This window comes from Moorena sp., from assembly GCF_982860115.1.
Genome location: NZ_CEYLVT010000034.1, coordinates 1 through 22,128 on the forward strand (window position 1 = coordinate 1; position 22,128 = coordinate 22,128).

A 22,128-nucleotide genomic window follows, 5' to 3' on the forward strand; every position below is an offset into this window, starting at 1 on the left:
AACCCCTAAAACCTAACACCTGTATGACTTTCAATTGCCTTGTCACCCCGTGAAACTTTATAGTTAGCAGGTTATGCATAAAATGGTTAAATATTTTTGAATAATGCGACCCTATATTACGGTAACTTGGCCTATGGCCACGCTTGGCCATAGGCCACGCCAAAGGCGAACGCGAACAAACCACTCGCTATTGCATCAAGACAATGTTGGAGTTATCAATTAGGCTTCTTATTTATTATTTAAAATATCACAAAATCCCCCTTCCTGGTGAAACCATTATATAATTCAGCAACGCCCAAAAAAAAGCAATAACTTGATAGGGTAAACAAGGCACAGATAAGCTATTAGGTATATTTAATGAATTGGAACCGTATTTGGAAAATAGGGGTAGCAGTCGCGATCGCCCTAGTTTTGGCCATCGTTGCCTACCTGGTGATAGCACAACAGAATCGACCCATCCCCGATATAGGCTCTACAGGCACCAGTAACCCTGAGCCAGAGGTGGTTGACTCAGATGCAGAGCCTTTTACCCTGCAACTGCTCCATGCTTCAGATTTTGAGGCTGGACTGGCCGCATTGGAAGATGCTCCTCGGTTTTCCGCCGTCCTGAATGCTCTCAAGGAGGACTACCCCAATACCCTTGTCCTCTCCTCTGGAGACAACTACATTCCCAGTCCGTTCCTGTTTGCGGGCAGCGATCCTAGGTTGAACGAGACCCCTGTCGGAGAAGCTAGTATTGGTCATGCCAATATCGAAATCCACAATCAACTCGGTATCCAAGCTTCCACCTTTGGGAATCATGATTTCGATCTCGGCAGCAAGGAAGTGCGGGATATCATTCAACCTGATGGAGCTTACCGTGGGGCGCTGTTTCCCTATCTCAGTGCAAACCTGGATTTCAGCACAGACCCTAACCTATCAAGCCTTATTAGTGCAAACGGTCAAGAAGTCAGTACTATTCCGGCAGGACAGGTTGCGGGGACTGCAGTGATCACCGTCAATGGTGAGCAAATTGGTATTGTGGGAGCAAGCACACCCCTTCTGCCTACCATCTCTTCCTCTGATGGAGTCACGGTGTTCCCGGAAAATCCAACAGACTATGATGCCCTGGCTGCTAACATCCAAACTGCGGTGGATGAACTGACGGCTACAGGCATCAACAAGATTATTCTCCTAGCTCACATGCAACAGTTGACCATTGAGCGGGATGAGTTAGCCCCTCGTTTGCGGGATGTAGATATAATCGTGGCGGGAGGGTCTCACACCTTACTTTCTGATGCCACCGATCATCTTCGGCTGGGAGATACCAGTGGCGGTTCCTATCCTATTCTCAAAACCAATAGAGATGGAAATGCGATCGCTGTTGTGAACACGGATGCCACCTATAAGTATGTGGGTCGTCTGGTGGTGGACTTTGATGCAAACGGTATCCTGATTCCCAGCAGTATTGACCCCAACATTAGTGGAGCCTACGCCACAGATGATCAAGGAGTTGAAGCGGTAGGAGGAACCCCAGATCCAGAGGTTGTAGAAATTACCAATACCCTGGATGAAGTGATCAGTACTCAGGATAGCAATATTTTTGGCAATACCAAAGTTTTCCTGCGGGGCGATCGCGCTTTTGTCCGCACCGAAGAAACCAACCTGGGTAACCTAACCGCTGATGCTAACCTGGCCTATGCCAAAACTGTAGATGCTACAACCGTGTTTTCCTTCAAAAATGGAGGTGGCATCCGTTCCAACATCGGGGTGATTAGCGCTGCTAACGGTGGCATCGACCCCAATGACTTTGAACTGTTGCCCCCAGCAGCCAATCCTGAAGTGGGCAAGGAAGAAGGGGAAGTTTCCCAACTCGACATCACAAACTCCCTCCGTTTCAATAATGGAGTTACCCTGTTTACTGTCACAGCGGATCAATTGCTGGAAACCATCGAGGATGCGGTAGCAGCAACAGCTCCAGGTGCGACTCCCGGCCAGTTTCCCCAAGTCGGTCGGCTTAAATTTAGCTTTGATAGCACTCGTCCTGCTAATGATCGGGTTCTATCTTTGGTTGTCCTGGACGATCAAGACCAAGTTATCGATATAGTGGCTCAAAATGGTGAATTAGTAGGGGATCCCAGCCGCACCTTTCGTGGTGTTACCATTAGCTACGTGGCTGATGGCGCTCCCTTATCCACCTTCTTGAGTGCCAATGCAGCTTTGTTCAATCGGGTTGATTTCTGGGGTGAGCCGGATAGCAATGGCAATGGGATTTTAGATGCTGAAGAAGACCTCAACAAAAACGGGGTCCGAGATGGTGCGCTTTCTGAACCTTTCGATGGTTTTGCCAATTTTGCCTCCTTTGGTTCCGAGCAGGATGCCCTGGCAGAATACCTCAATGAATTCTTCCCCACGGCAGCTAATGCCTTTAATCAGCCTGATACTGACCCGGCATTGGACGAGCGAATTCAGAACCTGGCTTTCCGGGAAGATACAGTCATTCCTGAATAACCAAGCATTGCTGAATCAAGGGATGAAATGACTGGGGTGGGCATCCTGCCTGCCCGAAAATGAAACCCACTGGACTGACACAACTAAAATGGTGCTTTAGAAAAATCCCTCAATCCCTTGTCAATTAAAGTTTTTACCAAAAATATATTCTACTACTTTAGCTGTGTCAGTCTACTACTCATTATAACGGTTATCCTTTGTTGCGGTAAGCATCCCGCTCACTATTGAAGGATAATAGTGCTAAAAGTTTTAGAAAAAATAATGGCTGCCAAAGACCTATTCCATGATGCTGTAAAACAAGCACTCCGAAAAGACGATTGGATTATCACAGCAGATCCCCTAAAAATTAAAATTGAGGGAGTTAAGCTTGAAATAGATTTAGCAGCAGATAAAGTTATAGCAGCTCAAAAAGCAGAACGAAAAATAGCAGTTGAAATAAAAAGTTTCCTCAATACTTCGGCAATTACAGATTTTCATGCGGCACTAGGTCAATTTTTAAACTATCGTCTAGCATTACAAATGAGCGAATCAGATAGAATACTTTATCTGGGAGTTCCTGTTGATACATTTGAATCATTCTTCCAATAAAAATTGCCCCAAGAAGCCGTTAAGGTTTATCAAGTAAAATTACTCATCTACAAGCCTGTTGAAGAGGTAATAATCGAATGGAAAAATTAGAAAAGTACCGATTAATAATTCGCCAACTATTAACTAATCATGCCACATTAGAAGCGAATAATTCAGATTCAGAGATTGAAGGTCAACTTATTTTTGATACAGAACATGACCATTATCAACTTCTAGATATCGGCTGGGATGGACTCAAACGAGTTTATAACTGTTTCATCCATTTAGATATCAAAGATGGTAGAATTTGGATTCAGCGAAATATGACAGAAGCTGATTTGGCACAAGATTTGGTGGAAATGGGTATACCAAAAGACGATATTATTCTCGGTTTACATCCCAGTTATAAACGTCCTTACACAGGCTATGGAGTGGCTTAGTGATATTCAGCTTATGGGCTATGGCCACGCTACTTGAGGTACCATTGGTCTTTGGGCAACGGCTGATAGCTAAACTGATCGCTGACCGCTTAATACTTACGTACTAATAGCTTTTCTGACTCAACAATGAAGACTCCTTGGTTAAAATTACTTCTCTTCAAACTTTTTCTCAGTTTCCTGACAGTATGCCTAGTCTTTGTCACTGCCACACCAGTCAAGGCATCTCCCACCGTAAATAGCTGCCCTGAAGGTATGACCTTCATTCCTGGGGGCACTTTCAAGATGGGTTCCGACGTTTACTATCCTTCCGAGCGCTCTGCGGACGATGTTACCGTTGAGAGCTTCTGCATCGATAAATACGAAGTCACTAATGGGAAATTTGCCAAATTTGTCAAGGAAACGGGTTATATTACAGTAGCAGAGCGCCCCCTCTCTTCGGAACAGTTTCCCGACTTAACAGAGGAGCAACGGGCCCCTGGTTCCCTAGTCTTTCAGATGCCGGACAATGGGGTTAGACCTGTGGGTTACCTGAGCTGGTGGAAGTGGACTCCTGGAGCTGACTGGCAACATCCCTTTGGTCCGAAGAGCAACATTAAACGTAAAAAGAACTATCCCGTCGTCCATGTTGCCTATGAAGACGTTCAAGCCTATGCTAAGTGGGCAGGCAAGTCAGTACCCACAGAAGCCCAATGGGAATATGCTGCTCACGGTGGACTCGATGATGCTACCTACAGCTGGGGTGAGCAATACTCCGCCAAGAAGGCGAATACCTGGCAAGGATTCTTCCCCTTTTTCAACACCAAAGCTGATGGTCACACCGGCACTGCACCTGTAGGTTCTTTTGAACCCAATGGTTATGGTTTGTATGACATAACTGGTAATGTCTGGGAGTGGACTTCAGATTGGTATAGCATCGGTCACAATGGCAAAGCCCACAGTCTTAATCCTATAGGACCTAATCAAAAAGAAAGCTTCGACCCCAGAGAACCGGGTGTTGCTAAACATGTAATTAAAGGCGGGTCTTACTTATGTGCTCCTAATTATTGTAGTCGCTATCGTCCTGCTGCTCGGGAGTCTCAATCACCGGATACAGGAACGACTCACATTGGTTTTCGTTTAATTATATAATGTCCAGTTGAGATGACTAGGAGTTGCGCATTGACAAGAAATACAAAATATGCAGATGATATTGTTGTTCTTCATTATATTTTTTAAATATGGAAGTATTTGACTATGATCAAATCAGAGCTACTTTGCTTAAAGGGCCTCGTGTAACCTCTCTCCTGAACCATTTTGAGAATATTGCTGCGGGTACATCTCAAGCACCTACACAAAGCATATATGCAGCCTCTGACTTTTTAAGTAAAAGCAATGAATACCGAGAATATCATACTGTATTTCAACGCAATATAGGAACATTCTATAAACATCTCTGTGCCAGTATTCCCTTTTTTATAGAAGAGCAATGCCGAATCGGTGTAGCTCTACAAAGGTTAGCAAAACACCGACTAAAAGATGAGAAAAATCCTTTTACTTATTATGAGACAAGTTCAGCAGATGGAACAAATGCAAGAACACTGGCTGAATATTCCCAAGGCATGATTAGGACTTTAACTGACTCTCCAAATCCAGCCAATGGAGAAAATTTCCATAAGCTTTGCCAACACAGCTATTCCGATTTTTATATCGGACCTTTTGCAGACATCACCCCTGAGTATATTTCAGCAAGAAACGATCGTCCTTATCTCAAATATGGTTTTGATGTCATCTATGAAAATACAACATTTCAAATGTATGATCCTAATCGTAAAGCTCAAATTGCATATGTGAAGCGATTACTTAAAAGTGATGGATTAATGATCTTTTGTGAAAAGCTGATTAATCCTGTCCGTGATGAGTATGAAAGGAGAGAACATCTAAAGGATAACCTGTTTAAGCCCCATTACTTTACTAAAGCTGACATCGATCAAAAAGTTTCGCAGATCCTTGAAGAGATGGAACAATGTCAAGTGACCTTGGATGAGTTAGTATATTCTATAAGTTATCACTTTAAATATGCGTATATGATCTGGAATAGCACTAATTTTTATGAACTTGTTGCATCTAATGATCGATCTAATTTGGAAAAATTTATTTCTTTCCTTGGGGAACATTATGTTCCGGCTCCTTTTTTATGTGAAGAAGTTTTAGTAAAACCACTTCTTTAATGTGTTAAGTAGGTGGGCATAAATAAACGTTAAAATAAAAAATACGAAAATGAAGCTGAAAGCCTTTATTAAAGGGTTTTTAAGCATTTTGAATCTCAATCGCTATTTTACGGATAATTAAGCCCACCTACTTAATTTATAATTTTAATGTGTTAAATAGGTGATTAATGATTACAAAATTATTGCTATCTGGTATCTTTATAGGCTTCTTTATTGCCTTGCCTTTTGGTGGTAACGCAGTCCTTTGTACAAAAAATACTTTATCTTATGGTAGCAAGTATGGCTTGGCTACAGGACTAGGAGCGGCTACTGCTCATACTACCTATAGTTTTATAGGATTTTCAGGACTCGTTGCGGTTAAATCCTTATTATCAACTCACCTTGGAATATTAGAAATAATAGGTGGGTTCTTTCTCTGCTACTTTGGAGTTTCTAATATCCGCAAAGATATATCCGATATTAATGCAGATAATATGCAAAAGTCAGGATTAATAAAAACGTATCTGGGATCGACACTTTTTGCCCTAACAAATCCTAAAAGCATAATCGTAGCGAGTATCCTAATAACTGAGTCAGAAATTTTTAATATGATTGACTATAATGAAGTTTTTTTATTGACTGTAATCCTATCCAGTATTTTCATGGGTTCAGCCCTTTGGTGGTTAATATTAGTGACTTTCCTCAGTTTGATGAAAAAACTATTAAACCCAATATATTTGGTTGTTTTGAACCGTATTGCTGGAGCATTAGTAATCTTTTTTGGTCTATTTTTTTCGGTGTTGGGATTCGCAAAGATCTGGCTTTTTCCTCACAGCACCTTACAATTTATGGCCTATAATTCGTAATCAGCTCGATCAAGTTTATCTTGTATGGTGGCTTGAACTATGAAACCAATCCACTACAGGCGTTTAATGAAAATGATATATACTTAGTCATAGTATGAATATTTTTGAAAAACTCGAATCCAATGTACGCATTTACAGCAGATCGTTCCCCATCCTATGCAATAGCTTTTTTTAACGAACCCTAAAACTCTCAAAAAAAACTTTTTAAAACCCTTGACAAATAAAAATATAATCATTACAATAATCAATATAAACCAAGTTGAACTTTATCACGATGTCAGAAACCTTTACTCGCAATTTCAAGAAACAACCAACTCAGCACACTCTGAAAGGTCCTCGTCAATCAGTAATTGAGAGTATGCAGATGCTGTATGCCCTAGGCTATGCCGAGATTGCTGAATGGACTCCTCTGGAACCGACTAATATTCCAGGTGAAGTGATGACGACTATGACCAAGTATTGGCTGTTGCCATAACACCTTAAATTTTGGGGGGGTTTCCCCCCTTCACCAAGGGTTTTGGAAACTTCTGACATATGTGATTGACATAGCCGTGGATAGTATTTCTACGGCTATTTTTTTTGTAAGTATATGCGCTACGGACACGCTGCGCGAACAGCAATCAGCTGACTATAAATGTAAAAACCTACTCCCTCGGTGCGCTAATGCACGTCAACTTTTGCCTCTAGCATGCATGCCTAAAGCCATTGCGCATAGCGCTTATTGACAAGATTGGTTTGGTCGGTAAAAATAGCCTTGTTTGCCTTGAAGCGGATCAGCAATTACAGCCGAGAAATCTTAGCTCATGAAAAAAAGAACGTTCTTAGTTTTCCTATCGATTCTATTATCAGTGTTTTGCCTAGGAGGTTTTTTTGGATGTCCTCCTGCTGCTGCCGACTATGACCCCTTAGTCTCTTGGAATCAGGGTGCGGCTAAGCAAAGGATTTTTGAATTTGTGCAAGAGGTTACCAATCCCAACAGTGATAACTACGTTCGTCCTAGCGGACGCATCGCGGTCTTTGATAATGATGGAACCCTGTGGAATGAAAAACCAAAAAATATTTACGGGTTATTTATCAAAGATATGCTAGGGAATGCCTTTTCCACTAAAAGGAATGCCATTTTTGAAGACCTCAAACTCCAGGGATTAACACCGGAAGACTATAAACAGAAGGCGAGGTTCTTTCTGGATAATTCAAAGCATCCCGACTTTGGAGTGCCATACATAAAGGTTACTTACCAGCCCATGGTTGAACTGGTCAATTATCTCAGCAGTAATGATTTCAAGGTCTATATTTGTTCTCGGGCGGGACTTGATTTCATTCGCTCCTATGCCGAAGATGCCTACGGTGTTCCCCCTGAAAATATTATTGGTACCACTGTCCAAACCAAGTTTATTACCAAAGACGATGGCTCTCATGTTTTGGTTAAGACGCCAATATTGGTCAAACCGATTAATAATAACGAAGGTAAAGTAGTGGACATTGACCGCTACATTGGTAAAAAACCAATTATTACAGTTGGTAATTCCGATGGTGATTTAGAAATGCTTCAGTACACTGACGAGCAGGAGGGGCCAGCTTTGATGATGCTGGTTCACCACGATGATCCCCGCGAATATGTATATGATATAGGTGCGGAGAATGCTCTGCGGGAGGCCGAGGCTCGTGGTTGGACAGTTATCAGTATGAAAGAGGATTTCGTAACAGTGTTTGGAAACGAAATCGATAAATCCCAGAAAGAATTTCAATCCGAGAACCGATCTGGATATGAAACAGAATCTAAATACGAAGGATTAATCCGCTCAGTAGTTTCTGATCGCTATCCTAGACCGTGACAGTAAATGCCAACCCCTACTTACTACTGATGGCTTCACTCCCTAATGGCTAATTTCAGGCTTTGGCAAAAGTCCCCAATGGCTGACAACCCTTCTGATGGGGTGCCATTTGCCAAACGCTTTACGATAGCGCTACCGACAATCACTGCATCTGCCCCCCAATCTTTGACCTGCTTAGCCTGTTCTGGCTGGGAGATCCCAAAGCCAACCCCAATGGGCTTATCGGTTACACCACGCATCTGATTGAGTAAGTCTTTTACCCGTGATTGCAGCTGAGTTCTCATCCCGGTGACACCGGTAACACTGACCAGGTAAATAAAGCCCTGAGACTGTTTAGCGATCGCTTCAATCCGTTCTGTTGGTGAAGTTGGTGCCACTAACAATATCACTTCAATCCCAAGCTCTGCTGCAGGTTTCAGCAAGATTTGAGCTTCTTCCAGGGGTAAGTCAGGCACCACTAACCCTTTCGCCCCCACTTCAGCAATCTGCTCTAAGAAGGAATTAATCCCTCGGTTGAGAATGGGATTGTAGTAGGTAAATAGGACAATTGGCGCTTGTATCTCTGGGCTAACGTCTTTTACCATTGCCAGCACATCATCCAACTGCACACCTTTTTGTAATGCTCTAGTAGCAGCAGCATGGATAGTTGGACCATCGGCCAAAGGATCGGAATAGGGTACTCCCAGTTCAATGATGTCAGCACCGGATTGGTCGAGTACCCGCAAGGCTTTGGCTGTGGTTTCTAAATCGGGATCCCCAGCGGTAATAAAAGGAATCAGAGCACACTGGGAGTTAGATCTCAGGGATCCGAAGCAATCGGAAATTTTTGTCATTGGTCATTCGTCATCTAGTTTTGCCCCTGCCCCTCCTGCTTAAGGGGGGATATGGAGGAATCGCCCTCTGCCTTGGTCAAACGCTTTTCCTGTTCCACCTCTGCTTGGAGTTGGGCAAGTTCTTCTGGTGTCATTTCTTCGAGTCGCTTTTGCAGGACAGCATCTTTATAGTCTTTCACCTGCTGGTTATAGGTCATGGTTTGGGTCAGGGCTCGAAACAGGTAGGTTAGCACCCACCCAAATAACCCCCCAACCAAGAGGACTTGACTCCAAATCCCGGCTTGGATTTGATCGTACCCAGCGAGCTGAAAGATCAAGTAGGCTATGCCGCCAGCAGCAAAGATACCAAGGGCAATTCCAATCGCGTCAATTCGTCGCATGAATTACTAATGATCGCTTAAGTAACTAACTTACCCTTGTGGCTGACGCCGCTTGGGGCGGAGGTTTAAGATTGGACTGAAGAGTAATAAACCTGGAAAGAATAAGAAGACCAGGAAGTACATGAAGCCCCGCTCGAAGGAGCTAGCAACGTACCACCGTTTCTGTAGGTAGAGATAGATGGCGAGAGGGAATACCAATAAGTAGGCTCCTGCCAAAGACAGGTATAGTATCGCAGTAATCATAGAATTTTGGTTTAGGACACAGAAGACAAAAATGCGTTCGCGTAGCGTGACATGCAGGTCAATCGCTCAACCCTACTATATTACCTTAGGTCGAACATGCTGCCCTGTGTTCCCCCAGAGGCAGACTTTGCCCCATCTTAAAAATTTCAAAAATTTCAATACTATACTTGCATAGTAGGCTCAGTTCATGGTTAAATAGATAACAGTGAAATCACAGTGGTTGATGGGTAAATCAAAACCCACAGCTATGTGATATCAACCAGGGGGCGTGGCGGAATGGTAGACGCTACGGACTTAAGGAAATTGAGCACTGATGGAGAAATCTGTCATGTGAATGCTCTCAAACTCAGGGAAACCTAAGTCTGGTAACAGATAAGGCAATCCTGAGCCAAGCCGGGAAAACCTCTCGGAAGGTGCAGAGACTCGACGGGAGCTACCCTAACGTAAAGCCGAGGGTAAAGGGAGAGTCCAATTCTCAAGAGCCAGCTATGGCAGTAGCGAAAGCTACGGGAGAATGAAAATCCGTTGACCTTAAACGGTCGTGTGGGTTCAAGTCCCACCGCCCCCATTTTTATCAGAGCATGGCAAAAAAAGTTGCTAGATGACTGTGGTTGGTTAACTAAGGGTTGCTAACCAAACTATGGCGCTATAGTAACTAAGTCCGCACCTCAAAAACCTGCCGAAAATATCAAGCTTGCCCTATTTGCTTGATAAGTACTGGCGTTGCTTCTTCAAGGAAAATACTTTAGAGTTTTTATCTATACCAAACGGTAAGATATTTTTACTAATAAATATAAACCATAAGCGCGTCTGACGATGCGGTTTTTAACGGATCACTTCTTTGCTACTTCTGGTGCTAACAAAACCATTCCTAGTGACCCAGGTACAAACCAATTATGAATTGGGGTTGCATAAATTTTTAAATTTGCTAATATGGTTAAAGATTTCACGAATAGAAAAAATTTGAGTCGAATTGCTGGTTTGAGTATTGGCTTTGAAGAGGTCAGTATCAGCCAACAATAAAACCCCTAATTGCTACTAGCATGGATATTTAGCAATTGTACAGGGTACTGATTAAACTAGCTTGGGTGCAGATAATTTTTCTTTCGTTTAACTCGATTATGGCTGTGGCATGACGTACTCTAAAATAATGGAAAAACATGACACTGAACATAGTCTTCAAAGAAGCATTTAAACCCAATAAATTTAAACCAAATAATAGTAAAAATAATCCAAACTCTTTACCAGAAGTTAGCCTCAGTACCACACCTAAACTATTAATCGAATCTGAGGGAACTGTTGGTAAGGTTAACCTTAGCCTGAGTGAACCTCCACCAGTAGACGGAATAACCGTAACCGTCACTGCCCCGGAAATACTAGAATTCAATCTGGAATCTTTGGCAGTAACAGGAGGAGAAATAGTAGTACCTCCGGTAGCATCAGATTTATTCGGTTTTACCATTAAGCTGACAGAACAAGATGCAACGGTTAGCTTGGCTGTGGCCGATGATGGGCAAGTAGAAGGGCTAGAGGCAGTAACCTTTACCCTAGAAGAACCACTGGGACTTTTTGAGCCAACTTTTCAAGTCAATCCTGAAGCTAATCGTGGCACGTTTCTAATTCGGGATACTCCCAAAGTTATCCCTATTCAAGATAGTCCAGATTCTTTACCAGAAGTTAGCCTAAGTACTTCTCCTAAACTATTAATCGAATCTGAGGGAACTGTTGCTAATGTTAACCTTAGCCTGAGTGAAGCTCCACCAGTAGAAGGAATAACTGTAACCGTCACTGCTCCTGAAATACTAGAATTCAATCTGGAATCTTTGGCAGTAACAGGAGGAGAAATAGTAGTACCTCCGGTAGCATCAGATTTGTTCGGTTTTACCATTAAGCTGACAGAACAAAATGCAACGGTTAGCTTGGCGGTGGCCGATGATGGGCAAGTAGAAGGGCTAGAGGCAGTAATCTTTACCCTAGAAGAACCACTTGGATTTTTTGAACCAACTTTTGAAGTCAATCCTGAAGCTAATCGTGGCATCTTTGTAATTGCGGATAGTCTCGAAATTTTCGATGGCTATACTCTATTTTAGGGGTTTACTGATATTAGTATTCCCCCATTTTAAGATAATACTTTGATTGCTGCTAGTGGTTCAAATTGATAAATTTTACATGGTATTGATACCGCTAGATTCGGTGCAGGTGATTTGTGTTTTTATAAAGAATAAGTTGATAATTTTTCAATTAGGTTAGGTAGAAATTTTTAGGTGTTAGGGCGCAGCGAGCAGGGAGAAGAGGTAAAGATTTTGTGTACCTCATTAGGCTATAAACCGCTAGATCAGGATTTAAGCATTAACGTTACCTGTAGGGTGGATGATTAATGGATCCTACAGCTTAAGGACGAGTCGCCTTTGTCGGTTTGGTGATTAATTAGATGAATCAGCTCAGCTAGAGAAAATTAATGATTAACCCAGCAGCGGACTATGATTCCCCCTGGAAAGACACCCTGGAATGGTACTTTGAGCCCTTCATTGCCCTATGCTTTGCCCACATTCACAGTGAAATTAACTGGTCTCGCCCTTGTGAATTCCTCGACAAAGAACTGCAAAAGGTGGTGCGAGACGCGGAAGTAGGACGTCGATTGGCTGACAAATTGGTTAAGGTCTGGCTCAACAATGGTCAAGAAGCCTGGATCCTAATTCATGTGGAAGTCCAAGGGAAAAAACAGACGGAGTTTGCCAAACGGATGTACACCTACCACCATCGGATTAGCGGACGCTACAATCGACCGGTTGCTAGTTTAGCAGTCTTGAGTGATGCTAACCCCCAGTGGCGACCAACCCAATACAGTAGCGAAATCTTCGGCTGTAAAATCCAGTTCAATTTTTTGATGGTGAAACTGTTAGACTACAAACAGCAGTGGCCAGAATTAGAACAAAGTGCCAATCCCTTTGCCACGGTGATCATGGCTCACCTGAAAGCAGTTGATACTCGCAGTGATGGCCAGCAACGGAAAATCTGGAAAATGGCTCTGACCAGACGATTGTACCAGCAAGGGTATCAGCGACAAGACATCCTAAACTTATATCACTTCATCGACTGGGTAATGCACTTACCCTCAGCACTAGAACAAGCCTTTAGTGAAGAACTTAACCAGTACGAACAGGAGGTCAACATGAAGTATGTCACGAGTATCGAAAGGTTGGGCATTAAGCAAGGTCGTCAAGAAGGTATTTTAGAAGGTCGTCAAGAAGGTCGTCAGGAAGAAGCTGAGCGACTGCTACTACGATTGCTTCACAGGCGCTTTGGAGACCTATCCCCTGAGATTCAAGCTCGTGTGAAGGGGTTGAGTGTCGAAAAGTTAGAACAGTTAATGGATGTGGCCATCGATGTAGACTCTGTTGAGCAATTAGTAGACCATCTGCCAGCACTACCGGAAGCCGCTGATTAAAACAACTCCTGATATATAAATCCAAGTTCTGTTCCATACCCCACACCCCACACCCTATAGCCTAGATTCTGTGTAACCATTGAGTATAGGGATGCTGAACTAAATTGGAATTGAAGTATCTCGGATCATCAGATACTTCAATTCCAATCCATTCTGGTAGTTCAATGTCCTGATTTTCATCAGTTAGTTCAACTTCTGCCAAAATTAATCCTTGATTATCCCCAGCAAACTCATCCACTTCCCAAATCAAGCCAGCGTGTTCAATTTTATAACGAGTTTTCTCAATTAGTGGACCCTGGCACAAAGTATCGAGCATTTCTTGAGCATCGGAGCCTGGGATAGGATACTCATACTCTTTTCTAGAAAAACCCACCTTGGGACTTTTGATAGTAAGATATCCTTGATCTCCCACCAGGCGCACCCGGACAGTAGTGCGGTTAGTTGTACGAATGTAACCTTGGCGATAAACACTACCAGTGCCTAGTTTCCGCCACTCTTCGCCTTTAACTAGAAATTTTCGTTCGATTTCCGTTGCCATGGGTAAAAATTATAGTGTGAATGGGTATTATTAGTCATTGGTTAATTAAAAATTGACCATTGTTCATTAACTATTGTTGATTGTCAATTTTAAAATCAGAGCAAATCCGAACCATTATGCTTATTGCTATAGTAATCAAAAACTTTATAATCTTGCCTATTTAGTTAGCGATTGCTTCATATTAAAATACCAGAGTTAATCCGGATTCTTTTATTGTCGCAAGAAATATAAAAATAGAGAGCCAATTTCGTAGAGTTCCTATATGAGTAAATCTACGGTGCGGCTAATGTAAGTAAAATTATCAGGATAAACATCGATGTCCCAACAATCAACAAGCCAAAAGAGTGGAGCAGTAGCATTAATTGATGAAATGAAAAAATTTGCCAAATTAGCTGAAGAGTTAGAAAAGCAAACTAAAGACTCTAGCGAACAAGGCTATTCAGGCAAAGGCCATAACATCTGGTGAATGAGTATAGTTAGGAGAAAAGAACTATACTCACACTCTTATTGATTGGCTAAACGGATGTAGGGTCAACGAGGGTAGGGTCAACGAGTAAGTTAAAGATTTTCAGGTTTAGGAATCGGGATGACTACGAGCAAGATTTTCACCCGATTACCACACCCGATTACCACACCCGGTCACTCCACACTCTCTTATCCTACAGCCGTCACGCCTTCAATCTCCTCATCGGCGAGATCATACAACTCCCGTAACTTCTGTAAGGTTTCGTGATCCGGTTCCCAGAATCCTCGTCCATTTGCCTCTAACATCCGGCCTACAATATTCCGAAATGCCTCAGGATTTGCCTGTCGCAACCTCTTGGCCATTTCTTCATCCAAGGCATAAGTATCTGCTGCTTGGTCATACACCCAGTTATCTTGAAAATCAGCTGTACCCCCCCAACCAATCAATGCTGTCATCCGTTGGGAAATCTCATAAGCTCCCCCAGACCCCTGATTGGCCATCGCTTCAGCCCACTTGGGATTGAGTAACTTTGTCCGATACTCCAACCGCAACAAATCCTCTAGCTTCCGGGGTGTAGTATCCTTTGAGAAACTTTCCACAAAACTGGCATTAACGGTCTTACCCCCTTGCTTTTCGGCTGCTCGCTTCAAGCCTCCAGTATTGGCATAGTATTCTTGAATATCCGTCAGCCCATATTCCACTGAATCAATTTCCTGGACTATACGACTGGTACTTTTTAGCAACTGCTCCATGACTTCCGGACGGGCTTGACCTTTATCTTGCCGTCCATAACTAAATACATTGCGGCTTTGCCATGTATTCGCTAATTCATCTCCCGATTCCCAATTACCATCGACTACTTGGTCATTGACCAGAGAACCATAATCTCCGGCTGGATTAGAAAACAAGCGAGCAGAAACATTATCTACCCCTTGCGATCGCAACGCTAACCCATGCTTGCGGATAAAATTCTCTTCCTCCGGTTCATCTGCCTCAGTCGCCCTACGGAACAAATCATCCAGCAGCTCAACAATATTGACAAAACTATCCCTAAAAATCCCTGAGAGATTTGCCAACACATCAATTCTAGGATGACCCACCTCAGCTAAGGGTATCAAAGCATACCGCACAATCCGTCCCGTTCCTTCTTTAACAGGTACTGCACCTACTAACTCCAATAAAATGCCCAAGGATTCCCCACGAGTCTTGATCGCATCCAATCCCCATAGCATTACCGCAACAGTTTCCGGATACTCCTGATGTTCCTCAAGATGCTGGGCAATAATTTTCCTGGCCACCTCCCTTCCCCGTTCATAAGCTGCTGGAGAGGGCATCCGATAAGGATCCAAAGCGTGAATATTCCGTCCTGTTGGCAAAACCCCAGGACCATCCCGCAACAAATCCCCCCCAGGAGCCGGAGGAATATACTCCCCATTCAACCCCCGCAACAAATTGCTCAACTCTTCCCCAGTCTGCATCAACAACTCACCAATCCGTAACGCCTCCTCAACCTTCTCATCCTCGACCTGTTCACGTGCTTCGGGTGTTTGGGATTCAAATTCTCCATCGACAATGGCTTTAACCATTGCTTCCGGGACATCTTCCCCAAAATAAGCCCGGAGGTAAGACCCTAACTGTTCCGAATCAGGCACTTGACCTAGAGTGTGCAGCCCAGAGGAAAACAACCGTTGTTCGACCACTAGCAGGTAATCGTACAACTTGACAAGATAGCGATTGAAGGAATCAGCACTAAACATCTGGGCATTCTCTGGACTGAAAGCAATTCCCAAGCCCTTAGCATCCTCAAAGGGACAATCGGTATCTAACCCACTATCCACAATCTTTTTACAAATTGCTTCTTTCAAGGCATAGTTCTTTTCAGGATCTTCCCGATACTCCGAGATTAAATCCCGTAGCACTACCAACTCCTTATACAAACCAGCCCGACCATAAGGGGGTACATTATGGGAAATCAACACCCCATAACCCCGACGCTTGGCTAACATTGACTCTGAAGGATTATTGGCGGCATAGATATATAGATTCGGGATATTTCCTAGCAAAATATCCGACCAAGAATACCCCGTATTCCCCAGGGGCGAACCAGGCAACCATTCCACGGTGCCATGCATGCCAAAATGTACCACCGCATGGGCATCAAAATCATTCTGTAACCACTTATAAAAGGCAGTGTACTGGGGATGTGGGGTCATGTCTCGCTCAAACATCAGCCGCATCGGGTCTCCAGAAATACCCAGGGGTGGTTGTACCCCAATCCAGACATTTCCTAACTCAATCCCACCAATCTCGAACTCATCCCCATTGGTTTTGATTCCTGTACCAGTCAAGGATTGCCATTGTTTTTCAATACGGGTAGTTAGCAAGTAGCCTAGCCATTCTTGTAGGGTTTTAACGTTAACTGTGGTTGCTGGTTGCTGGTTGCTAGTTGCTGGTTGCTGGTTAGAACATTCACCATTCAAGCTGTCACTATTAAAGCTGTCACCATTCAAGCCTTCGTCTGCTGCTTTCACCCAGCGGATTAGTTCTTCCCCATCTTCTGGTAATTCCCCAACAGTGTAACCTTGCTCTTTTAGAGTATGGAGGAATTTAAGAAGCGATCGCGGTACATTCAATAAGGCTGCTGTTCCTGTTGCTCCATACCCAGGAGGGAAACCATAGAGAATAATTGCAATTCGTCTTTGGTCTGGTGGGGTTTGTCTGAGTTGAATCCAACGCTTTACCCGTCCAGTCAGTCGCTTAACTCGTTCGGGAATCAGATAAATATTTTCTCCGACTAAACCACCTAGGGGTACAGTATCAATTGCTCCATCCAATTCCGGCAATGCATATAAAACGACACTTTGCAACCCCCCAATGCCTTGTCTTGTCCAAGAGTAAATATCTTGAATCAGTAGGGGTGCAGCAATACAGTAAGGGACATTCTTAGCAGTGAGAATACGTTTAGCTACAGCCACCTGTCTTCCTGCCTCCATAGAACCAGCTGGACCCCCTACCAACGGGAAACCGATGGTAGACACAATGGCATCAACTTCTACAGCGTCTTTAGACAGGGAAGGAGTTTCTACGTTATCCAGTTGCCGCTGTTGGGTTTCATAAGTAGATGTCATCCAATCCCGCACGGCTACATGACCTTCTACACCATTGATAAAGATGGGTAAAGGAGTTAATCCAGCTTCCTCAAAGTAGCGAATTAACTGGGGAATATAAGGTTGTTTTGTAACTACATGTTTGCGATAAAGCAGAATCCCGACAACAGGGTTTTCTCTAAGGTTGTGTTGAGAAGCTAGCGGGCTGGTAGGGCTTTTCCCAATAAGGTTTAATTGTTTAACGTTGAAGCTTTTGTACCATTCTAGGTATTGTCGTGGGGATTCAAAATACCCGTCGTAGTCCGGATGGAGTAGCCCCATGTTTGGAGTTTCCACTGGTGGCGGAATTTCTCCGACTTTCAGCTCTAAGTATTTCTCTGCCAGAGTCCAGAACATAGATGCCACATTGTCTGAGCCACCAGCATTCCAGTAACCGTAGATAATTAGCCAATTACGCAAGTCTTGGACTTTTCTAGCAGGAATATATTTCAGCAGCTTCGGACCAATTTTCAAAAAGCTGATATAACCGGCTAAGCGGTCTTCTTCCCGACCGTTGCTGAATTTGTCGAGGATGAATTTTACTGGCTTGGGCATCCCCTTGGGTTTATCCCCAATTTTGAACTGACCAATTTGAGTCAGGCTGATCAGTTCTAGAGCTGACTCGAATACCAAGCGGATGGGAATGTGTTGGATGCGATCGCGTAACCATAACACTTGGTCATAATCGAATAGTAGACTACCGAAGAAGACTTGGGCATCTTGGAGGGCAGCGTCTACAGTATCAGGGTTGGCAGTGATTTCGCGATCGCTAAATACTCTAATATCCAGTTCCGGACAGCGTATGGTGGCTAACTCAGCAGCTTTGCGATACAAGTCAGCGTTGAAGGATTCAAATCCTGCTATCAGTACAATGCGTTTCATGGAAGCAGATCGAAATAATTCTTTACACTTCGATCATATTTGATCATAATCGTTCTGATCGGCTAACCCTCCCAGTGGCCTTGGGTAAGTCGTGCCATGATTGAGAATAATTGCTAATGAGACTTCGGCGCAGTTGTCGGCAACTTCGGAGCTTGGAACAGGGAACTTCGGATTAATAATTGACGATAACAGTATCCAAAAATACTTTGATCAGAGGTCTATTGCTAATTGATAATTGTTAAATTACCCAACTCTACTTGATAGTATTCCTTCCCTCTTTTATTCTATCAAAACTTGCCATCGCCCGTCTTGCCAATTCCTTAATCTTAGAATTGATCACCCTGAGGTAAATTTACCATCAGGGCCCTTGCGATCGCTAATTGAGATTAAGCTCTGCCAATTTTATCAATCAGCAAGTTTTTCAAGTGTTTCAGGGTATTAGCAGGACATATCACCTGATTAGATCGAAACCACTGATTAAGGTCTTGTTCCAAAAGATGCAATTGAACATGGTACTGCTCACAATGGGGATTTTGAAAATGATATCTGAAGTGAATGTTTTGTGGCCTTGAGACAGTAAATCCGCTGATTTTACGATAGGGTACAAACCAAAACTGATAACTGTTAGAATTGGTATTATCCTTAGTTTCCACCTCTACCCCTAAGTCCGTAAAGGTAATGATTTTGCCGACTGTAGTATCAAACTCCCAATCTTGAGCCTGAGCGAATTTCTTTCTCAGATTCTTTTTCCAGATCGTGGCAACCTCAGGAGTGGGATACTCACCTACGAGGTCAATTAGCTCCTGTTTAGCACGCTTTAAGTTACCAGTGGCACGATTTCCCAAGAGGTTAAGCGCCCTCTCTAACGCCTCTGCCGTGCTAGGGATTTTGGGTGGTAAATTCATAATCAATTGCTGCTTGTTTTTTTTCTATCAATATCAACAGAGCTATCAATACTCGATCCGGAAGATAATCCCTGATTACACCTAAATACAGCGGTTTTAAATTCGGTCATGTACAAATCTCTGGGTTTTATTTAGCAAGAGTTGGCACCTCAAATAAATAAATAATACTTGCTATAGTTTTCTTAGTTTGCTTTATAAGCTATTGCTCATTTAAATTGGAGATTATTTAGTTATACAAAAAATGTCAAACCCTCTCCCCTGCTCCCTACTCCCTACTCCCTAAAACCCCAAGGGCGTAAGTCCATCACGCAATTTATAACTTCTATATTTGGTAAGTGATTAACCCGAGTTAGTATCAATCATCTTGCCAGTGTCATGGAAAACTCCCGAATTTTTCTACAGTTGTCAAAAAATTGGTCATAATCAAAGATAAAAGTCAGGTAATCATTTAGAGTTAGAGGTACTGAAGATGAGGATTTTACTAGTAGAAGATGATGAGCGGATTACTGACGCCCTTGCTGAAGACCTCACCGACCAGCATTATGTCGTGGATGTTGCCAATGATGGTCAAGTGGGTAGGGAACTAGTAGAGAACTTCAGCTATGATTTAATTTTGTTAGATGTGATGCTGCCAAAGATGGATGGTATTACCCTTTGCCGCAAGTTGCGCTCCAAAGGCGACCTTACTCCCATTCTAATGCTGACGGCTCGGGATACCATCAGTGATAAAATTTTAGGACTGGATGCTGGTGCAGATGATTATCTAGTCAAACCCTTTGATTTAGGGGAATTGTCAGCTAGGATTCGGGCCTTACTGCGCCGGGGAAATACTACCTTACCACCTGTACTGGAATGGGATTCCCTCCGCCTTGACCCCAGTACCTGTGAAGTCTTCTATAAAGACAACCTCTTGTCCCTAAGTCCAAAAGAGTATGCTCTGCTAGAATTTTTCCTGCGCCATCCTCGCCGTGTGTTTAGCCGTGCTCAAATCCTGGAAAACCTCTGGTCCTTTGAACGACTACCAGAAGAAGCAACCGTTAAAGCTCATATCCGAGGTTTACGACAAAAACTCGACGCAGCAGGAGCTCCCTCTGATTTGATTGAGACAGTCTATGGTTTGGGTTATCGTCTGAAAGAAAATCCCTAATCTAATTATTCAGTTGTTACTGTTGAAAGTTGCAGGTTGGCAGGTTGGCAGGTTAGCAGGTTGGTAGGTTAGAAGGTTGAATGTTTAAGGTATTCCTGAAGTAAGGAATGATATCAAGTATAGTTGGGTCAGTTAGGGATTACCAATTACTAATTACTAATTACCGATTAAGCTGTTGTGCGTTTTTTGCCTTTTGCCTTGTGCCTTGTGCCTTTTGCCTTGTGCCTTGTGCCTTGATAAAACCCATTTTAAATGCGTTTTATATTACTAATTATTAATTACTAATTACCAGATGTTTAAAGGTTTGCGCTGGCGTCTTCTGTTGTATTACCTGATGGTAATGGCGGCAATTTTAAGTGTATTTGGTGCGGGTGTGTATGTGTTTTTAACACAGAGTCTGTACCAGCAACTTGACAAAAAACTACGGACTTTAGCCCAATCCGCAGCCCCATCATTTACTGAAGTAGAAGTGAAAGGGAGTCAATACATTGAACAAGTTGATGAAGTCCCCTGGCGAGATATCTTTAACCGAGACCAACAAAGCCTAGAATGGTTTGATGCTAACGGGAAACTATTGGCAAGGCGAGGTGTGATTGTATTGACTTTCCCGCCAAAACTGGGTTCCAAGACTCTACAACTCCCCAAGACATCAGAGCCAATTAGGACCTTTACAATTTCTGTCTTTAAAGACACCTCGAAACCAAGCCAGCCATCCCTAGAGGGTTATATTCGAGCCAGTCAATCCACAGAAGATGTAGAAATTGTCCAAAGCCAACTATTTTGGGGATTAGGAATGGGAGGAATGATCGCTCTAGGGTTTGTTGGTATCGGTGGACTTTGGCTGACCCAGAAAGCTCTTGAGCCGATTGAGCAAAGTTTTAAGCAGCTTAAACAGTTTACTGCTGATGCCTCCCATGAATTGCGCAGTCCTCTGACAGCAATTAAAGCCTCTGTGGATGTGATGCGAAATCATCCTGAGCGAATTCATCCCAAGGATGCTAAGAAGTTAGTGGCTATTGCTAGCGCTACAGATCAGATGAGCTACTTAGCAGAAGACTTACTATTTTTAGCTCGGACTGATGCAGCCTTGTCAATCCCGACCCGAAAGTCAGTCCCAATTTCCCTCAATACAGTTTTGCAGAATGTGGTGGAATTGCTAGAATCATTTGCTCAAGATAAGCAGATTTATTTGGAATATAAGTGCCTGACAACAGTGTCTGTAATTGGGGATGAAGGGCAACTGACCCGTTTATTTTCCAACTTGCTAGAGAATGCCCTGCAATACACACCCCCTAAAGGAAAAGTGGTTGTTACTGTTGCCAAACAGAATCGCTGTGCCCTGGTCATGATTGAGGACACTGGCATTGGTATTGCCCCTGAACATCAGCCGTTTGTATTTGATCGCTTCTGGCGTGCGGATAAAGCTCGTTCTCGCCGAGAGAGAGGCACGGGGTTGGGACTTGCGATCGCTCAAGCAATCACTCACAGTCATGGGGGGAAAATAACCCTTACGTCTCAGGTTGGGGTTGGTAGCTGCTTTCAGATACGTTTACCGCTGGTTTAGGAAAATAGCTTCTAGGTTGGGATTTTCTTTTGAAATCATATAGCAATTCTACGACTTGTGAGGTACAAATTTCTGGTTTTTAGGGAGCGGGGAGCAGGGAGCAGGGAGCAGGTAAGAGTAACCCATCCCTAACCCCTCCCAGGAGGTGAAGAGGTAAGAGGTAAAAAATAATGTGTACCTCATAGCTACGAT

At 43.3% G+C, this 22,128-nt stretch carries 18 protein-coding genes and 1 pseudogene; 13 read left to right on the forward strand and 6 right to left on the reverse strand.

Annotated features, from left to right (window positions below):
- Positions 1 to 357 precede the first annotated feature (357 nt).
- The 8 genes and pseudogenes from AC4II3_RS08415 (at position 358) to AC4II3_RS08450 (ending at position 8,384) form a co-directional block, all read left to right on the forward strand.
- Positions 358 to 2,490, forward strand: a complete 2,133-nt coding sequence (locus AC4II3_RS08415) for a bifunctional metallophosphatase/5'-nucleotidase (RefSeq protein ID WP_488013819.1) — start codon at positions 358 to 360, stop codon at positions 2,488 to 2,490.
- 261 nt (positions 2,491 to 2,751) lie between these two features.
- Positions 2,752 to 3,168, forward strand: a pseudogene (locus AC4II3_RS08420) (XisH family protein).
- Positions 3,156 to 3,497 (forward strand): element excision factor XisI family protein, encoded by a 342-nt coding sequence (locus AC4II3_RS08425; RefSeq protein WP_488029271.1) that lies wholly within the window; start codon positions 3,156 to 3,158, stop codon positions 3,495 to 3,497. Before AC4II3_RS08420 ends, AC4II3_RS08425 begins: the two are co-directional and overlap by 13 nt.
- A 126-nt stretch (positions 3,498 to 3,623) precedes the next feature.
- On the forward strand, positions 3,624 to 4,625 hold the full coding sequence (locus tag AC4II3_RS08430; RefSeq protein WP_488016823.1) for a formylglycine-generating enzyme family protein: 1,002 nt from the start codon (positions 3,624 to 3,626) through the stop codon (positions 4,623 to 4,625).
- 89 nt (positions 4,626 to 4,714) lie between these two features.
- Positions 4,715 to 5,704, forward strand: a complete 990-nt coding sequence (locus AC4II3_RS08435; RefSeq protein ID WP_488016825.1) for a class I SAM-dependent methyltransferase — start codon at positions 4,715 to 4,717, stop codon at positions 5,702 to 5,704.
- A 167-nt stretch (positions 5,705 to 5,871) separates the two neighbouring features.
- Positions 5,872 to 6,549: a LysE family translocator gene (locus AC4II3_RS08440; RefSeq protein WP_488016827.1), complete on the forward strand. Its 678-nt coding sequence runs from the start codon at positions 5,872 to 5,874 to the stop codon at positions 6,547 to 6,549.
- A gap of 274 nt (positions 6,550 to 6,823) precedes the next feature.
- Entirely contained in the window at positions 6,824 to 7,024 is a 201-nt protein-coding gene (locus tag AC4II3_RS08445) for a hypothetical protein (protein ID WP_488016829.1), read from the forward strand.
- A gap of 328 nt (positions 7,025 to 7,352) precedes the next feature.
- Positions 7,353 to 8,384: an HAD family hydrolase gene (locus AC4II3_RS08450; RefSeq protein ID WP_488013506.1), complete on the forward strand. Its 1,032-nt coding sequence runs from the start codon at positions 7,353 to 7,355 to the stop codon at positions 8,382 to 8,384.
- 35 nt (positions 8,385 to 8,419) lie between these two features.
- On the opposite strand, the gene trpA is transcribed toward AC4II3_RS08450, so the two are convergent.
- The 3 genes from trpA to ndhL are packed head-to-tail and all read right to left on the reverse strand — an operon-like array spanning position 8,420 to position 9,873.
- Positions 8,420 to 9,217: a tryptophan synthase subunit alpha gene (trpA, locus tag AC4II3_RS08455; protein ID WP_488013508.1), complete on the reverse strand. Its 798-nt coding sequence runs from the start codon at positions 9,215 to 9,217 to the stop codon at positions 8,420 to 8,422.
- A gap of 14 nt (positions 9,218 to 9,231) precedes the next feature.
- On the reverse strand, positions 9,232 to 9,597 hold the full coding sequence (locus AC4II3_RS08460; RefSeq protein WP_488013510.1) for a DUF3007 family protein: 366 nt from the start codon (positions 9,595 to 9,597) through the stop codon (positions 9,232 to 9,234).
- Between the two features lie 30 nt (positions 9,598 to 9,627).
- Positions 9,628 to 9,873: an NAD(P)H-quinone oxidoreductase subunit L gene (gene ndhL / locus AC4II3_RS08465; protein ID WP_293095318.1), complete on the reverse strand. Its 246-nt coding sequence runs from the start codon at positions 9,871 to 9,873 to the stop codon at positions 9,628 to 9,630.
- Positions 9,874 to 11,000: 1,127 nt separating this feature from the next.
- Between ndhL and AC4II3_RS08470 the strand changes: the two genes are divergently transcribed.
- Together AC4II3_RS08470 and AC4II3_RS08475 are read left to right on the forward strand one after the other, a co-directional pair.
- The gene (locus tag AC4II3_RS08470; protein ID WP_488029270.1) at positions 11,001 to 11,930 is read left to right on the forward strand and encodes a hypothetical protein; all 930 of its coding nucleotides are present in this window, start codon (positions 11,001 to 11,003) and stop codon (positions 11,928 to 11,930) included.
- A 368-nt stretch (positions 11,931 to 12,298) separates the two neighbouring features.
- A complete protein-coding gene (locus tag AC4II3_RS08475; protein ID WP_488013514.1) occupies positions 12,299 to 13,288 on the forward strand; it encodes a DUF4351 domain-containing protein in 990 nt (329 codons plus the stop codon).
- A 61-nt stretch (positions 13,289 to 13,349) separates the two neighbouring features.
- Here AC4II3_RS08475 and AC4II3_RS08480 read toward each other — a convergent pair whose 3' ends face one another.
- Positions 13,350 to 13,826, reverse strand: coding sequence for a CYTH domain-containing protein (locus AC4II3_RS08480; protein ID WP_293051327.1), 477 nt, complete (start codon positions 13,824 to 13,826; stop codon positions 13,350 to 13,352).
- 316 nt (positions 13,827 to 14,142) lie between these two features.
- Here AC4II3_RS08480 and AC4II3_RS08485 point away from each other — a divergent pair, with 316 nt between their 5' ends.
- A complete protein-coding gene (locus AC4II3_RS08485; RefSeq protein ID WP_488013517.1) occupies positions 14,143 to 14,292 on the forward strand; it encodes a hypothetical protein in 150 nt (49 codons plus the stop codon).
- 188 nt (positions 14,293 to 14,480) lie between these two features.
- Here the strand turns inward: AC4II3_RS08485 and bchH are convergent, their stop codons facing one another.
- Together bchH and AC4II3_RS08495 are read right to left on the reverse strand one after the other, a co-directional pair.
- Entirely contained in the window at positions 14,481 to 18,320 is a 3,840-nt protein-coding gene (gene bchH, locus AC4II3_RS08490) for a magnesium chelatase subunit H (protein ID WP_488013519.1), read from the reverse strand.
- 386 nt (positions 18,321 to 18,706) lie between these two features.
- Complete coding sequence (locus tag AC4II3_RS08495; protein WP_488013521.1) at positions 18,707 to 19,225, reverse strand: hypothetical protein; 519 nt, start codon at positions 19,223 to 19,225, stop codon at positions 18,707 to 18,709.
- Positions 19,226 to 19,694: 469 nt separating this feature from the next.
- Here AC4II3_RS08495 and AC4II3_RS08500 point away from each other — a divergent pair, with 469 nt between their 5' ends.
- Together AC4II3_RS08500 and AC4II3_RS08505 are read left to right on the forward strand one after the other, a co-directional pair.
- Positions 19,695 to 20,372 (forward strand): response regulator transcription factor, encoded by a 678-nt coding sequence (locus AC4II3_RS08500; RefSeq protein ID WP_488029269.1) that lies wholly within the window; start codon positions 19,695 to 19,697, stop codon positions 20,370 to 20,372.
- A 292-nt stretch (positions 20,373 to 20,664) separates the two neighbouring features.
- A complete protein-coding gene (locus AC4II3_RS08505) occupies positions 20,665 to 21,936 on the forward strand; it encodes a sensor histidine kinase (RefSeq protein ID WP_488016766.1) in 1,272 nt (423 codons plus the stop codon).
- Positions 21,937 to 22,128: the final 192 nt, after the last annotated feature.

Coding starts and splice junctions, on each gene's coding strand:
- AC4II3_RS08415 (WP_488013819.1), top strand. CDS start 358: ATGAATTGGAACCGTATTTGGAAAATAGGGGTAGCAGTCGCGATCGCC.
- AC4II3_RS08425 (WP_488029271.1), top strand. CDS start 3,156: ATGGAAAAATTAGAAAAGTACCGATTAATAATTCGCCAACTATTAACT.
- AC4II3_RS08430 (WP_488016823.1), top strand. CDS start 3,624: ATGAAGACTCCTTGGTTAAAATTACTTCTCTTCAAACTTTTTCTCAGT.
- AC4II3_RS08435 (WP_488016825.1), top strand. CDS start 4,715: ATGGAAGTATTTGACTATGATCAAATCAGAGCTACTTTGCTTAAAGGG.
- AC4II3_RS08440 (WP_488016827.1), top strand. CDS start 5,872: ATGATTACAAAATTATTGCTATCTGGTATCTTTATAGGCTTCTTTATT.
- AC4II3_RS08445 (WP_488016829.1), top strand. CDS start 6,824: ATGTCAGAAACCTTTACTCGCAATTTCAAGAAACAACCAACTCAGCAC.
- AC4II3_RS08450 (WP_488013506.1), top strand. CDS start 7,353: ATGAAAAAAAGAACGTTCTTAGTTTTCCTATCGATTCTATTATCAGTG.
- trpA (WP_488013508.1), bottom strand. CDS start 9,217: ATGACAAAAATTTCCGATTGCTTCGGATCCCTGAGATCTAACTCCCAG.
- AC4II3_RS08460 (WP_488013510.1), bottom strand. CDS start 9,597: ATGCGACGAATTGACGCGATTGGAATTGCCCTTGGTATCTTTGCTGCT.
- AC4II3_RS08470 (WP_488029270.1), top strand. CDS start 11,001: ATGACACTGAACATAGTCTTCAAAGAAGCATTTAAACCCAATAAATTT.
- AC4II3_RS08475 (WP_488013514.1), top strand. CDS start 12,299: ATGATTAACCCAGCAGCGGACTATGATTCCCCCTGGAAAGACACCCTG.
- AC4II3_RS08480 (WP_293051327.1), bottom strand. CDS start 13,826: ATGGCAACGGAAATCGAACGAAAATTTCTAGTTAAAGGCGAAGAGTGG.
- AC4II3_RS08485 (WP_488013517.1), top strand. CDS start 14,143: ATGTCCCAACAATCAACAAGCCAAAAGAGTGGAGCAGTAGCATTAATT.
- bchH (WP_488013519.1), bottom strand. CDS start 18,320: ATGAAACGCATTGTACTGATAGCAGGATTTGAATCCTTCAACGCTGAC.
- AC4II3_RS08495 (WP_488013521.1), bottom strand. CDS start 19,225: ATGAATTTACCACCCAAAATCCCTAGCACGGCAGAGGCGTTAGAGAGG.
- AC4II3_RS08500 (WP_488029269.1), top strand. CDS start 19,695: ATGAGGATTTTACTAGTAGAAGATGATGAGCGGATTACTGACGCCCTT.
- AC4II3_RS08505 (WP_488016766.1), top strand. CDS start 20,665: ATGTTTAAAGGTTTGCGCTGGCGTCTTCTGTTGTATTACCTGATGGTA.